At 56.7% G+C, this 13,381-nt stretch carries 12 protein-coding genes; 4 read left to right on the forward strand and 8 right to left on the reverse strand.

The genetic code is table 11. The annotated features are described in order from the left end of the window. Nucleotides 1–4: 4 nt before the first annotated feature. Genes fdhE through fdnG form a run of 4 tightly spaced genes read right to left on the reverse strand, consistent with a single transcriptional unit; the run spans nucleotide 5 to nucleotide 5,531 of the window. Complete coding sequence (gene fdhE / locus BY447_RS10950) at nucleotides 5–928, reverse strand: formate dehydrogenase accessory protein FdhE (RefSeq protein WP_110331129.1); 924 nt, start codon at nucleotides 926–928, stop codon at nucleotides 5–7. Further along, the gene (fdoI, locus tag BY447_RS10955; RefSeq protein ID WP_013359617.1) at nucleotides 928–1,569 is read right to left on the reverse strand and encodes a formate dehydrogenase cytochrome b556 subunit; all 642 of its coding nucleotides are present in this window, start codon (nucleotides 1,567–1,569) and stop codon (nucleotides 928–930) included. Before fdoI ends, fdhE begins: the two co-directional genes overlap by 1 nt. Next, the gene (gene fdxH, locus BY447_RS10960; protein WP_110331130.1) at nucleotides 1,569–2,468 is read right to left on the reverse strand and encodes a formate dehydrogenase subunit beta; all 900 of its coding nucleotides are present in this window, start codon (nucleotides 2,466–2,468) and stop codon (nucleotides 1,569–1,571) included. Before fdxH ends, fdoI begins: the two co-directional genes overlap by 1 nt. 12 nt (nucleotides 2,469–2,480) lie before the next feature. Next, nucleotides 2,481–5,531, reverse strand: a complete 3,051-nt coding sequence (gene fdnG, locus BY447_RS10965; protein WP_110331131.1) for a formate dehydrogenase-N subunit alpha — start codon at nucleotides 5,529–5,531, stop codon at nucleotides 2,481–2,483. A 395-nt stretch (nucleotides 5,532–5,926) separates the two neighbouring features. Here fdnG and fdhD point away from each other — a divergent pair, with 395 nt between their 5' ends. Next, on the forward strand, nucleotides 5,927–6,751 hold the full coding sequence (gene fdhD, locus BY447_RS10970) for a formate dehydrogenase accessory sulfurtransferase FdhD (protein ID WP_107319201.1): 825 nt from the start codon (nucleotides 5,927–5,929) through the stop codon (nucleotides 6,749–6,751). On the opposite strand, the gene BY447_RS10975 is transcribed toward fdhD, so the two are convergent. Next, nucleotides 6,748–7,524, reverse strand: a complete 777-nt coding sequence (locus tag BY447_RS10975) for a DeoR/GlpR family DNA-binding transcription regulator (protein WP_110331132.1) — start codon at nucleotides 7,522–7,524, stop codon at nucleotides 6,748–6,750. The two genes, fdhD and BY447_RS10975, sit on opposite strands and share 4 nt — an antisense overlap. 206 nt (nucleotides 7,525–7,730) lie before the next feature. Here BY447_RS10975 and BY447_RS10980 point away from each other — a divergent pair, with 206 nt between their 5' ends. The 3 genes from BY447_RS10980 (at nucleotide 7,731) to BY447_RS10990 (ending at nucleotide 11,142) form a co-directional block, all read left to right on the forward strand. After that, nucleotides 7,731–9,071 carry an aspartate aminotransferase family protein gene (locus tag BY447_RS10980; protein WP_110331133.1) on the forward strand — a complete coding sequence of 447 codons (1,341 nt, stop codon included), beginning with the start codon at nucleotides 7,731–7,733 and terminating at the stop codon, nucleotides 9,069–9,071. A 282-nt stretch (nucleotides 9,072–9,353) separates the two neighbouring features. Further along, nucleotides 9,354–9,971 carry a superoxide dismutase [Mn] gene (sodA, locus tag BY447_RS10985; RefSeq protein WP_013359624.1) on the forward strand — a complete coding sequence of 206 codons (618 nt, stop codon included), beginning with the start codon at nucleotides 9,354–9,356 and terminating at the stop codon, nucleotides 9,969–9,971. A 202-nt stretch (nucleotides 9,972–10,173) separates the two neighbouring features. Further along, on the forward strand, nucleotides 10,174–11,142 hold the full coding sequence (locus BY447_RS10990) for a VirK/YbjX family protein (RefSeq protein ID WP_013359625.1): 969 nt from the start codon (nucleotides 10,174–10,176) through the stop codon (nucleotides 11,140–11,142). A gap of 8 nt (nucleotides 11,143–11,150) precedes the next feature. Here the strand turns inward: BY447_RS10990 and BY447_RS10995 are convergent, their stop codons facing one another. From BY447_RS10995 to mtlD, 3 genes are all read right to left on the reverse strand, one after another. Then, nucleotides 11,151–11,513, reverse strand: a complete 363-nt coding sequence (locus BY447_RS10995; RefSeq protein ID WP_013359626.1) for a YibL family ribosome-associated protein — start codon at nucleotides 11,511–11,513, stop codon at nucleotides 11,151–11,153. 103 nt (nucleotides 11,514–11,616) lie between these two features. Continuing rightward, a complete protein-coding gene (gene mtlR, locus BY447_RS11000; protein WP_013359627.1) occupies nucleotides 11,617–12,210 on the reverse strand; it encodes a mannitol operon repressor MtlR in 594 nt (197 codons plus the stop codon). Nucleotides 12,211–12,226: 16 nt separating this feature from the next. Further along, nucleotides 12,227–13,375, reverse strand: coding sequence for a mannitol-1-phosphate 5-dehydrogenase (mtlD, locus tag BY447_RS11005; protein ID WP_095706425.1), 1,149 nt, complete (start codon nucleotides 13,373–13,375; stop codon nucleotides 12,227–12,229). Nucleotides 13,376–13,381: the final 6 nt, after the last annotated feature.

Here is a 13,381-nt window from a genome sequence, read left to right on the forward strand (position 1 = left end):
GTGACTATTCGCCAGGAAACATAAAGGGATTGAGACTGCTGCGTGCGAAGCCTTCCTGCTCCATTTTTGCATCGAGTATCAGCGACGCCAGGTCATCGGCCACCGGTTCAATAGCCGGATCTTTCTCCTGATAGAGCATCTTCAGGTAGGTGCCGCAGTCGCCGCAGCTCTCTGCCTTCACCGCCGCATGCTCGCTGTCGAGCGACCAGTAATGCAGATCGCGGGACTGTTCGCACTGGGTACATTTGCTGCGCACCACGTGCCATTCACTTTCGCACAGATTGCAGTGCAGATAGCGCGCACCTTCATGACTGCCCATATGCACTACGCTGGCGACCGGCATGCTGGCGCAGACCGGACAGAACTGGCGCTGATCGCCCATCTCCGCGCGTGCTTTGCCCGGGATCAGGGCCGCCATCTGCGCCCAGTAGAGCGAAAGCGCCGCCCAGATAAAGGGGGCTTTATCGCTGCTGACTTGGGCATATTCGCCGGTAAACAGCGCGCTGGCCAGGGTTTCCAGCTCGGTGGCTGACGCCTTCTCCAGATTCTCCAGCACTGCCAGTGCCTGACCGCTCATCTCCGGCTTCAGCTCGGCAATCAGCGAGTGCAACAGCCGTTGCCAGTGTGCATCGCGCGGCAGGGTATGGATGTTCAGCGGCGGCTTGCCCTCGCTGGCGCTCTGCGTCAGTCGGGCATGCAGGTCGATGTGCAGCGGATGGTCATACAGCACAATCTCCTGTGCTTCAGCGATCACCGCCGCAAAGCGCAGATAGTCGCCGAGTGGATTTTTCGCCGCCAGGTCGCGCAGTCGCGCGCCACGACGGCTGTATAAATTTTTCAGCCGTGGAAAAAGTAACGGCGGAATCATCTCCGCCGTTGTCTTTTCGCCGTTCTCCAGCTGGTCCTGCGGGATTATGCGAATACTCATCAGGGGCGTTTTTCCTGTTTTATTGGCGGATTACGCTGCTCACGGTACCATCGAGGATGATGCTGTCTGGCCCATTCGGCGCTGACCCAGCCTTCCACCATCGCGGTCAGTGTGCCTTTGACCCACAATGCAGCATAAATATGCACCATAATGACGATGATCAGCGCCACCGCCGACACCGAATGCACAACCAGCGCCAGACGAATCAGCGGAATGACAAAGGCATCAGCAAAGTATGGTCGCCAGATCACAATGCCGCTGGCAAGCAGCAATACTAAGCTGATGATAGCAGCCCAGAACACACACTTCTGACCAAAGTTATATTTACCGGTATCACCGACCTCTTCGTTCAGCGCAATCCGGTGAATATTTCTGGCCCAGTAAAGGTCATCGCGATTAATCAGGTTGTGTTTCCAGTAACGTAAAAACATCAGCATAAAAGCGACAAACATCACCACGCCGACAAAAGGATGCAGAATACGCGCCAGTTGTGGCGTGCCAAAGATCTGCATCAGCCAGTTAAACGACGGAAAGAAAAACCCTAATCCGCTTAACGCGGCCATGACAAAGCAAATCGCGACGATCCAGTGATTGATGCGTTCAGGTGCGCGATAGCGCACCAGATGATCGGGTTTCTTCATTATTGATGCTCCTCAGGCTGATCGTCGTTTTCGTCGTGCTCTTCAGTGACGCGATTCGGGCCAACGCCAACATAGTGGAAGATTGAGGCGGCAAACGTCGCGGCAAAACTGACCGCTGCCAGCGGTTTCCAGATCCCCTTCCAGAAGGTCACGGTCGGGCTGATGCCCGGATTCGCAGGCAGGCCGTGATAGAGCTGAGGCTTGTCCGCATGATGCAGCACATACATCACGTGGGTGCCGCCCACGCCTTCCGGGTTGTAGAGGCCAGCCTGCGCAAACCCGCGTGACTTCAGCTCCGCCACACGTTCCTCCGCCAGCGTCAGCATGTCGCTTTTGCTGCCGAAATGAATGGCACCGGTCGGGCAGGTCTTCACACAGGCGGGTTCCTGACCGACGCTGACGCGATCCACGCACAGGGTGCATTTGTAGGCGCGGTTATCCTCTTTATTCAGCCGTGGCACGTTGAACGGGCATCCCGCGATGCAGTAGCCGCAGCCGATGCACTGCTCCGACTGAAAATCGACGATGCCGTTGGCATACTGAATGATGGCGCCTGCCGACGGGCAGGCTTTCAGGCAGCCTGGATCGGCGCAGTGCATGCAGCCATCTTTGCGAATCAGCCAGGCCAGCTTGCCGTTCTCTTCGACTTCGGAAAAGCGCATCACCGTCCAGGATTTGGCGGTCAGGTCGGTGGGATTGTCATAAACCCCGATGTTGTGGCCGACCTCATCGCGGATGTCGTTCCACTCAGAGCAGGCGACCTGGCAGCCTTTGCAGCCGATACAGGTGGTGACATCGATAAGTTTCGCCACTTCGCGCTGGTGATCGCGCGCCTGCGGCGGTGGGGTAAAGCCATTGGTCGCAGAGCGACGGATAATATCTTGTGATTGATAAGCCATAGTCATCTGCCGTTACGCTTTTTCAACTTTCACTAAAAATCCCTTGTACTCCGGGGTCTGCGAGTTGGCGTCGCCAACCGAAGGCGTCAGCGTATTGGCGAGGAAACCTTTACGCGTGGTGCCTTCAAAGCCCCAGTGACAGGGAATGCCCACGGTATCAACCGGCCTGCCGTCAATCATCAGACGCTGCAGACGACGTGTGACCACTGCTTTGGCTTTGATATAGCCTCGACGTGACGTGACTTTGACGCTGTCTCCGGCCTGAATGCCTTTCTCCTCTGCCAGCTCAGTGCCGATCTCGACAAACTGCTCCGGCTGCGCGATTGCATTCAGCAGGGCATGTTTGGTCCAGTGACGGAACAGCTCGGTGATGGAGTAGGTGGTGGCGACGCAGGGATAGTCGGCGGCCTCACCCAGCTGCGCGGCGTCGCTACTGAACAGACGGACCACCGGACTGTGACGCTGCTGCGGATGCAGGGGATTGTCGGCGAGCGGACTTTCCATCGGTTCGTAATGCTCAGGGAACGGGCCGTCGGCCATTTTATCGAGTGCAAACAGGTGGCCTAGACCATCGGGCTGCATGATAAACGGACCGGCCTGCTTCTGCGGCGACAGCGTCACCGGGTAATCCGGTACGTCGATGCCGTGCCAGCGTGTGCCATTCCATTCAATCAGGCGGCGCTGCGGATCCCAGGCTTTACCCTGTGCATCCGCGGAGGCACGGTTATAAAGAATGCGGCGGTTAGCGGGCCAGGCCCAGGCCCAGCCTGAGACGGCCCCCAGTCCCGACGGATCGGCGTTGTCGCGTCGTGCCATCTGGTTGCCTTCCGGCGTCCAGCTGCCGCTGTAGATCCAGCAGGAGCTGGCGGTGGTGCCATCGTTACGCAGCTCAGAGAAGCCGTTGAGCTGCTGACCTTTTTTCAGCAGCAGTTTGCCGCTGGCGTCATAAATGTCGGCCAGCGCCTGCCCGTTGTTCTCCTTCGCCACCTCTTCCGGCTCAGGATTGAACGGGTCGTGGTAGTCCCAGCGCATCGCCATCAGCGGCTCAGGGGCTGCACCGCCTTCAAGGCGGTAGAGCGCGCGCAGACGCATAAACAGGTTGCCGAGGATTTTACCGTCGTGCAGCGCTTCAGCAGGTGGCTCGGCGGCTGCCCAGTGCCACTGCAGCCAGCGCGACGAGTTCGCCACCGATCCCGACTCTTCCGCGAAGCAGGAGGAGGGCAGGCGGAACACTTCGGTCTGAATGGCCGACGGATCGACGTCGTTGAACGCGTCATGATGCTGCCAGAAGCTGGCGGTTTCGGTACGCAGCGGATCGATCACCACCATATATTTGAGGCGGGAAAGGGCCCGCACCGCTTTGTTTTTGTCCGGGAAGGCGGCCAGCAGGTTGAAGCCCTGGATCAGGCAGCCGTTCAGCGCACCCTGCTCCATCATCTCCGCCTGCGCCATGCAGTCATAGGCCTTGTCCCACTTCGGCAGCCAGTCGTAGCCCCACTGATTCTCCGCCGTGGCGTTATCACCATAGAAACTCTTCATCAGGCTGACGAAAAACTTGTCGGTGTTCTGCCAGTAGTTGACCTGGTCCGGCAGCGCCGCCACCGGCGTGGCCTGTTGCAGGTAAGTCGCCAGCGTGGTCATCTTCTCGGACGGCAGCGGCAGATAGCCCGGCAGGCTCTGCGCCAGCAGCCCGAGGTCGGTGTAACCCTGTACGTTGGAGTGACCGCGCAGCGCATTGATACCGCCACCCGGCATACCGATGTTGCCCAGCAGCAGCTGGATCATCGCCGCCGTGCGGATAATCTGCGAACCGTTGGTGTGGTGGGTCCAGCCCAGCGCATAGAGGATAGTTGCGGTGCGATTGGGCACGCAGGTGGAGGCGAGTTGCTCGCACACCGTAATAAAGGCGTCCTGCGAAGTGCCGCACATCCGCGTCACCATTTCCGGGGTGTAACGGCTGGCGTGGGTTTTCAGCAGGTTCAGTACACAGCGTGGATGGCTGAAGCTCTCATCGCGTCGCGCATGGCCGTTTTCATCCAGCTCATAGTGCCAGCTCTGGCGATCGTACTGACGGGTTTCCGCATCGTAGCCGCTGAACAAACCGTCGCTGAAGCTGAAGCCTCCGCTGACAATCAGCGCTGCGTTGGTAAAGGCGCGAACATACTCCTGCTGAATCTGATTGTGCTGCAGCAGATAGTTGATCACCCCCATCAGGAACACCACGTCGCTGCCTGCTCGCAGGGGTGCATAGAAGTCGGCGACCGCTGCAGATCGGTTAAAGCGCGGATCGACCACGATAACCTGTGCATTATTATGGATCTTGGCTTCAATCACCCATTTAAAGCCAACCGGATGCGCCTCGGCGGGGTTGCCGCCCATGATCATCACCACGTTGGCGTTTTTGATGTCATTCCAGTTGTTGGTCATCGCACCGCGACCAAAGCTCGGGGCCAGCGCCGCTACGGTCGGGCCGTGACACAGGCGCGCCTGGTTTTCCAGCGCCAGAATACCCAGCGCGCGGGCAAATTTCTGATCGAGCAGGCCGGTCTCATTACTGGCGGCAGAAGAGCATAGCATCGACGTGGTCGGCCAGCGGTTTACCGTCACGCCAGCGGCGTTTGTGGTCTGGAAATGAGCATCGCGATCCTGCTTCATCAGACGGGCAATGCGGTCAAACGCCTCATCCCAGCTGATGCGCTGCCATTTATCGGAACCCGGAGCGCGGTATTCCGGGTATTTCAGACGTTGTTCGCTGTGAATAAAGTCGAGCACGCCTGCGCCTTTCGGGCAGAGCGATCCGCGACTGACCGGATGGTCAGGATCGCCTTCGATATGGTAAATCGAGGCACGGACATTTTTTGCGCCATCGCCCAGGCTGTAAATCAGCATGCCGCAACCGACTGAACAGTAGGTGCAGTTATTGCGTGTTTCTCTGGCACGAATGAGTTTGAATTCTCTGACGCTGGCTAACGCTGTGGTGGGGGCAAAACCGAGTAATGCCGCGCTGGTGCCTGCCAGCCCGCCAGCACAGATTTTGAAAAAACTCCGTCTGTTAATCTGCATTTTATCGTTCTTCTTTATTGGCTCCATTGCGAAGCCTTGCAAAATAGCAGTCCTGGTTGACTGTAAGTTGACCAGGGTCAACACGTTAGTCATTAGTAATTCTTTTTCTCAATTTTGTTAAAAATCCTCGGTGGTGTATTTGTGCTGCAAGCAGATTTTCAGACGGCGCAGATAATTACTGTTGTTTTATGCTTACTGATGTTAACGCGTAAAAGAGAACTATTCGCATTGTGTCCGCCAGCAGGCGCGGCTACGCCTTTTGGGGGAGAAAACCGCATGAATTGCCCCGCTGTTTATTTGCGCTGAATGGGGCTAAAAGGCAGAATCAGAGCGCGTCAGTGCTCTGCCGACTCGGGCACTGAATTACATAATTTATTAACAACAGGTCATACTTTTTGAAAGCTATCCAGCCTGACTCAGGCGAAGATTTAACAATTCAGGCCGGCGTCAGCAGGACGCAGGTGTGGCAGCGTAAAGACCTGACTGATGCGCAGGATGACTGGCTGGCGGATGAAGTGCCGGTGGCGCTGGTCTATAACGGCATCTCGCACGTGGTGATGATGACTACGCCCAAAGATCTGGAGGCGTTTGCGCTGGGCTTCTCGCTGTCAGAGGGCATTATCGACGCGCCGGGCGACATTTTCGGCATGGACATCGTGCCGGGCTGTGACGGCATTGAGGTTCAGATTGAGCTTTCCAGCCGCCGTTTTATGGCGCTGAAAGCGCAGCGTCGCGCGCTGGCAGGCCGGACCGGCTGCGGTGTGTGTGGCGTTGAACAGCTGGATCAGATTGGCAAGCCGCTCTCTCCGCTGCCGTTTACCCAGACCTTCGCGCTGGAGCAACTGGATCGGGCGCTGGGCCAGCTGAAAGATTATCAGCCGGTCGGACAGAAAACCGGCTGCACCCACGCGGCCGCGTGGATTCAGCCCGATGGCCAGCTGGCCGGTGGGTGTGAAGATGTGGGTCGCCATGTGGCGCTGGATAAGCTGCTGGGGTATCGCAGCCAGTCAGAGTGGGGACCGGGCGCGGTGCTGGTTTCCAGCCGCGCCAGCTATGAAATGGTGCAGAAGTCCGCCATGTGCGGCGTCGAGATCCTGTTCGCGGTTTCAGCCGCGACCCGCCTGGCGGTTGAGGTGGCTGAGCGCTGCAATCTGACGCTGGTCGGCTTCAGTAAACCTGGCCGCGCCACGGTCTACAGCCATCCTCAGCGACTGCGTTAAACCACCATCACTTCTGGGAGCGTCTGCTGCAATGCTTCAAGGGCGGCACCGTTGTCGCCGCCGCTGTCGGTAATCAGCAGAGAGATTGTCTGCGGCGGCGCGTAAACCGTGCGGCTGACCACGCCCAGTTTGGTGTGATCGGCCAGCAGATAGCAGGCTGCAGATTGCTGCACCATCGCTCTGGCAATGGCCGCTTCGTGCGGATGAAAACTGCTGGCACCCCGATTTGCCTCAATGCCGACCGGCGACAGCAGCGCGACGTCGGCGCGATAGCGGACGATCTCGCCTACGGTGATTTCGCCGCGCGTCTGGTGCGCACCCGCTGACATCATCCCGCCCAGCAAAATAATCTGGTTATTCAGCGGCCGATCTTCTTCTCCGGCGCTCAGCGCCAGCGCGGCCTGCAGGCTATTGGTGACTATCGTCAGGCCGGAAAGGGCGTGCAGCTCCTCTGCCAGCAGGGTAGTAGTGCTGCCCGCATCCAGAAACAGCGTCTGTCCCGGCTGCAGCAACTGTGCAGCGGCGCGGGCGATGGCGCGCTTCTCGCGGGTCTGCTTACTGCGGCGTTGTGTCAGCGGCGGTTCAGCCGCCGTTTCAATCGCCACTAATCCGCCGTGAACGCGACGCGCCAGACCCAATGCTTCCAGCTCAATGATATCGCGGCGCGCGGTTTCGCGAGACACTCCCAGCTCCCTGATGATGCGTTCGGTACTGACCTGATTAAGCCGGGTCAGTAAGGCACGGATGCGATGAAGGCGCGTTTCCTGCAGCATAGAGATTTCCTTATAAAGCGCGAAGAGCACGGATGATACGCCACTGACGCGAAAGATGCCGTCTGAATCAGAGGGAAGCTTAGCGCGGGGATCGGCCAGCGTCATGTGTATTTTATTGTATTTGTGTATTTGGTTGCATTTTAGATTCAGGCAGGCATGATACAGGGGTCAGCTCTTCCTCCTTCATCCTTGTCACGGGAGTCATTATGGCCACGCGTTCCACCATTATGGATACCAACAGTTTCCGCGCCGAACATGCTGATGCGCTCGACAGCGAAACGCGCAAACTGACCGATAAACGCAGCAAAGTGCTTGGCGAATCCTATCGCCTGTTCTATCGCAAACCGGTTCATCTGGTGCGGGGTGAAGGGCAATATCTGTGGGACGCGGCGGGCGATAAATATCTCGACGTCTACAACAACGTGGCGAGCATCGGCCATTGCCATCCGGCCGTGATTGAGGCGGTGACGCAGCAGATGAAAATGCTGAACACCCACACCCGTTACCTGCACGAAAATATTCTGGATTACAGCGAAGCGCTGCTGGCGACCACGCCTGCGGCGATCGATCGCGCGATGTACATGTGCACCGGGTCGGAAGCCAATGACCTGGCGATCCGCGTGGCGCGCGCTTTCAGCGGCGGTACCGGAATTATCGTCAGTAAAGAGGCCTATCATGGCACCAGTGAGCTGACCTCCGGCGCTTCTCCGGCGCTGGGTAGTGGACAGCCGCTGGCACCTACCACGCGGCTGGTGATGCCACCGGATGCGTATCGTGTGGATGCGCCGGACCTGGGTGACTGGTTCGCTGACCAGATTCAGCAGCAGATTGATGATATGGCGGCGAACGGCATTAAATTTGCCGGTTTCCTGGCGGACTCGATCTTCTCTTCGGACGGGGTGCTGCCGAATCCGCGCGGCTTCCTGAAAAAGGCGGTCGATGTGGTGCATGCCAACGGCGGCATCTTTATTGCTGATGAAGTCCAGCCTGGCTTTGGCCGGACCGGCGATGCGTTCTGGGGCTTTGGCCGCCATGATGTGGTGCCTGATGTGATTACCACCGGCAAGCCGATGGGTAATGGCATTCCGGTATCCGGGCTGCTGGCAAAAAGCGACGTGCTGGCCGCCTTCAGTGACTCGATTCCCTACTTCAATACCTTTGGTGGTAATCCGGTGGCGATGGCGGCGGCGCAGGCGGTGCTGAACGTGATCACCGAAGAGGGATTACAGGAACACAGCCGCGTGGTTGGCGCGAAGCTGCTGGCGGAGTTGCAGACCCTGATGGATCGCTATGAGTGCGTGGGCGACGTGCGCGGTGCCGGACTGTTTATCGGCTTCGAACTGGTCACCGATCGTCACAGCAAAACGCCAGACAAAACGCTGGCGCTGAACCTGATCGAGAAGCTGCGTGAACATCGTGTGCTGACCTCGGTCGCTGGCCCGTATGGGAATGTACTGAAACTGCGTCCGCCATTGGCTTTCCAGGAAAGCGACATCGACTGGCTGGTTGGTGCACTCGACAACTCACTGCGCGAGCTGGGTCAGTAAGGCACAGGGCAGGGCAGACGCGGCATCCGGGCAGGCAGCGTGCTTGCTGCTGCCCTGGCTTAAGTGCGCCGCGTGCGCTGTCGGATAAGTCAGAAAAGACTGAGTCAGCAGCAGCACACTGAAAAAACAATGGGTTGCTTTTGCCGGGTTTCGCAAATCCTTATGGTTAATAGGGCATTGATTACCCTTTTACGCTACATGAATTTAACTATAATGATTCGACTGCTTACGCGGCACGTCCCGAATTCGTCGTGCTGCTCACACTAAATGGAGAGGAAGAACATGAGTTATTCACTGCCATCCCTGCCTTACGCATACGACGCACTGGAACCGCATTTCGACAAGCAGACGATGGAGATCCATCACACTAAACACCACCAGACCTACGTGAACAACGCGAACGCAGCGCTGGAAGGTACTGAATTTGCTAATCTGCCGGTAGACGAGCTGATCACCAAACTGGATCAGCTGCCAGCAGACAAAAAAGGCCCACTGCGTAACAATGCTGGCGGCCACGCTAACCACAGCCTGTTCTGGAAAGGCCTGAAAACCGGCACCACGCTGCAGGGCGACCTGAAAGCGGCTATCGAGAAAGATTTCGGTAGCGTGGAAAAATTCCAGGAAGAGTTTGAGAAAGCTGCCGCCACCCGTTTCGGTTCTGGCTGGGCATGGCTGGTTAAGAAAGGCGACAAACTGGCTGTGGTTTCAACCGCAAACCAGGACAACCCACTGATGGGTGAAGCGGTTGCCGGCGTTTCTGGCTTCCCGATCATCGGTCTGGATGTGTGGGAACACGCTTACTATCTGAAATATCAGAACAAGCGCCCTGACTACATCAAAGCGTTCTGGAACGTGGTTAACTGGGACGAAGCGGCAGCCCGCTTCGCATCTGCTAAATAAGTTAACCAAACGTAAACGTAATGAAGATAAAACCGGTGAAATCTATTTCGCCGGTTTTTTTTGTCCTTATTTTGTGCATTGCCAAAATGGAATGAAAATCGTCAATTATCGGTTTTAATGTTATTCCACATTAACTTTCTGTTGATATTGACTATGTTATGTTCAGTGACATTCCTGCTTAACTCACTGTGTGTCGCTGACTATGTCAATTATAACTACTCACGAAAATACGACCGAATCCTCTGCTTCACTTTTTTTCCAGTTAATCAGTGGCAAATACATTCCGGATAAACTCTGGAACAGTAAACGTTTTCGTCTGAAATTTGTGTTAAGAACCTTAATATCGCCGCTGACCACGCTGCATTATCTGGATGCACTGTCGCATCTGCCGCAACTCCCGTTGCTGATGAGCACTCAGGGATTGCTGCCAGCCAAGCTGCACCGGCCCTATCTGCGTTCAGGCATGAGCATTGCTGCGCGTGCGCAGGCGATTCTCGACCACTACACGCTGATGAACAATCTCGACAATCCTGTGCTGCGTCAGCTGCTGCAGAGCGCTTCAGAAAATCCGCTGGCCGCGCTGACCGGAAAAAATGGCGAAGCTTTTTTACTCTCCTGCAGTTCCGGTTATTTTGATCGTGAAGGGGAAGTGACGCTGGTATTGCGTTATAACGACGAAATTATTGCTTCACTCTCATTTTCGATTCTTAACGAGAATAACCAGCGCACCTTATTAATTGGCGGATTACAGGGGCCGCGGAAACATATTAATAATGAGATGATCCGCGAGGCGACCAAAGCGGCTCACGGTCTCTTCCCGAAACGCCTGTTAATGGAAGCGGTATTTATTGTGGCGAAGCAGTGCGGCGTGGAAAGTATTCAGGCAGTAGGCGATGAGACCCATGTATTTCGCAGCCTGCGTTATCGCCACAGCAAAGGGGATAAATTCTTTGCCAGCTACAGTGAATTCTGGCTGTCGCTGAGTGGTGAAGCGCGCAGGGATGGGATGTTTACGCTGCCGCTGAGCCTGCCGCGTAAAACGCTGGAGGAGATTGCCAGTAAGAAGCGGGCAGAGTATCGCCGCCGTTATGAACTGCTGGATGCGCTGGCGGAGCAGGTTTATGCCGCCGCCGGCGAACGCAAAGCCGATGTCGATCAGGCTGCTGCCTGATCGACCCGTCAGAATGCGGTTTTAGCGAAGCCCGTCATCGCTTTAAGACCCATCTCACGTCCCAGCGCGGTCATTGGATGCACCACCACCAGGCCGCGCACGCTTTTCTTCAGCGCACCCAGATTTGCCTGCTCTTTTTTAGTAATTTCGCGGCTGAAGCCCATCTTCTGCAGCTTCTGCGCTTCGGCACTCAGTTTTTCAACCCGCTGACCGCGCAGACGCTCGATCTCAATGACCAGCGCTTCTTTCTCTTTCAGCAACGCGCCCAGTTTCTCGACATCACCTGATTCCAGTAACTGCGGCTCTTTGCGGTTCAGTGCGTCCAGCTTATCGCTGAGAAGTTTAATTTCGTTCTTTTCTTGCTCTTTCATGACAGCAACTCGTTGAGGAAAACAGGCCAAGGATACACCAAATCTGACGTATATTCCCGGCCAGGTTAAGACGAAAAAGGCGTCGTGATGACGCCTGACAGGATTAGCTACCGGACTTTTTAAACGCCTGCTTCATACTGATGCGGGCGATCAGCTCGGTGAGCGACAGGACCATGGTGGATCGCACCATCTGCAGATAGCGCTGCTGCTGCATGCTGCGCAGCTCAGCATCGTCGGTGTGAAACACCGGCGCAGGTGGCCAGGCGGTGACGCAGTGCAGCTCACCAAACGGGCCCAGGATCTCATCGTCGGTAAAACGATAATCGCCGCTGTCGTGATTCAGCTCTTCGCGCAGCGCCAGCAGCAGTTCACCATCTTCATATTCGTGGCGACTGATGACGCCAAGTCCGTAAATCAGCTTCAGGCGAACCGAGAGTTCGCCCAAAGGACCATCGCCCAGCAGCAGCGGTTCTACCGCATATTTCACCGCATAGTCATCTTTACGAAACACCTGCAGCACCAGCAGATTGACGGCCTCAGCCAATAGCTCAACGGCGGCGATCAGAAAGCTTCTCACCGAACGACCGGCGTTCAGGCGCTCAAGCACCCGGTTCTCAAAAGCCTGCTTCTCTTCCATTATTGCCTGCATGGGTTCAATACCGCCGTCGGGCGCAGGTGAACTGCGCCCGGCTTGCATCACTAACACGCGCGCATTATGCCATAGCGTGCCAGGCGCTCACCACAGAAGCCACCACTTCGCTGTCAGCATCCAGCCCTGAAATCTCAGCCAGGGTCGCCTGTGGGCCTTTTTCAGCCAGCAGTGTAGCCAGCTCCTGCGCCTGGGGGTCCTGATCGCTGCGATAGTGCATTGCGGCGGCAATGCCCTGCACCAGGCTGGCGTGCGGCAAACCATACTCCAGCGTGCCCAGCGTCGGCTTGATCAGGCGATCGCCCGCGCTGAGTTTACGCAGCGGCTGACGGCCCACGCGCTCCACATCATCTTTCAGATACGGATTTTCAAAACGACCCAGAATCTTCCGGATGTAGGCCGCATGCTTCTCCGCGTCAAAACCGTAACGCTTGATCAGCACCGCGCCGCTCTCTTCCATTGCGCCTTTCACCACGGCCCGGATTTTTTCGTCGAGGATGGCGTCGCGAATGGTCTGGTGACCGGCCAGCTGGCCGAGGTAGGCGGTAATGGCGTGACCGGTGTTCAGGGTAAAGAGTTTACGCTCAACAAAGGCCATCAGATTATCAGTCAGCTCCATGCCCGGAATGGTCGGCAGGTCGCCTTTAAACTGAGTTTTATCGACGATCCATTCGCTGAAGGTCTCAACGGTCACTTCCAGCGGATCGGTGCTGCCTGCTTCAGACGGGGGCACGATGCGATCGACAGCGGAATCCACAAAGCCGACATGCTGCTCCAGCCAGGCGTGATACTGCTCCGGCAAGGCTTTCAGCACGTGCTGTTTCAGCTGGCTGGTGCCGCGCACCATATTTTCACAGGCGATGATATTTAACGGACGGGTGTTGCCGTTGTCGCTGCGTTTTGCCAGCCCTTTAGCCACACTGCCGGCAATACGCTCCAGAATCTGCGGACCCACGGCGGTGGTGACCAGATCGACTTCAGACACCAGGGTGATGATCTCATCGCTGGTGCTGTTGACCGCACTGACGCCTTTAACGGTTTCCACTTTGGCCTGCTCGCCAACCACATGAACGGGATACTCATGACGCGCGTTCAGTGCATCCAGCACCGTCTGATTCACATCAGCAAAAACCAGTTCGATACCTGCATCAGCCAGTAATTTGCCGATAAAGCCGCGACCAATGTTTCCTGCTCCGAAATGTAACGCTTTCATAATTTT

Source organism: Pantoea sp. JKS000250, from assembly GCF_003201065.1.
Lineage (GTDB): Bacteria > Pseudomonadota > Gammaproteobacteria > Enterobacterales > Enterobacteriaceae > Pantoea > Pantoea vagans.

What these genes read in the sequence shown, in the direction of transcription:
- BY447_RS10975 (WP_110331132.1), bottom strand. Translation starts at nt 7,524, where the DNA reads ATGCTGCAGGAAACGCGCCTTCATCGCATCCGTGCCTTACTGACCCGG.
- fdxH (WP_110331130.1), bottom strand. Translation starts at nt 2,468, where the DNA reads ATGGCTTATCAATCACAAGATATTATCCGTCGCTCTGCGACCAATGGC.
- BY447_RS10990 (WP_013359625.1), top strand. Translation starts at nt 10,174, where the DNA reads ATGTCAATTATAACTACTCACGAAAATACGACCGAATCCTCTGCTTCA.
- fdnG (WP_110331131.1), bottom strand. Translation starts at nt 5,531, where the DNA reads ATGCAGATTAACAGACGGAGTTTTTTCAAAATCTGTGCTGGCGGGCTG.
- BY447_RS10980 (WP_110331133.1), top strand. Translation starts at nt 7,731, where the DNA reads ATGGCCACGCGTTCCACCATTATGGATACCAACAGTTTCCGCGCCGAA.
- mtlR (WP_013359627.1), bottom strand. Translation starts at nt 12,210, where the DNA reads ATGCAAGCCGGGCGCAGTTCACCTGCGCCCGACGGCGGTATTGAACCC.
- BY447_RS10995 (WP_013359626.1), bottom strand. Translation starts at nt 11,513, where the DNA reads ATGAAAGAGCAAGAAAAGAACGAAATTAAACTTCTCAGCGATAAGCTG.
- fdoI (WP_013359617.1), bottom strand. Translation starts at nt 1,569, where the DNA reads ATGAAGAAACCCGATCATCTGGTGCGCTATCGCGCACCTGAACGCATC.
- mtlD (WP_095706425.1), bottom strand. Translation starts at nt 13,375, where the DNA reads ATGAAAGCGTTACATTTCGGAGCAGGAAACATTGGTCGCGGCTTTATC.
- fdhE (WP_110331129.1), bottom strand. Translation starts at nt 928, where the DNA reads ATGAGTATTCGCATAATCCCGCAGGACCAGCTGGAGAACGGCGAAAAG.
- sodA (WP_013359624.1), top strand. Translation starts at nt 9,354, where the DNA reads ATGAGTTATTCACTGCCATCCCTGCCTTACGCATACGACGCACTGGAA.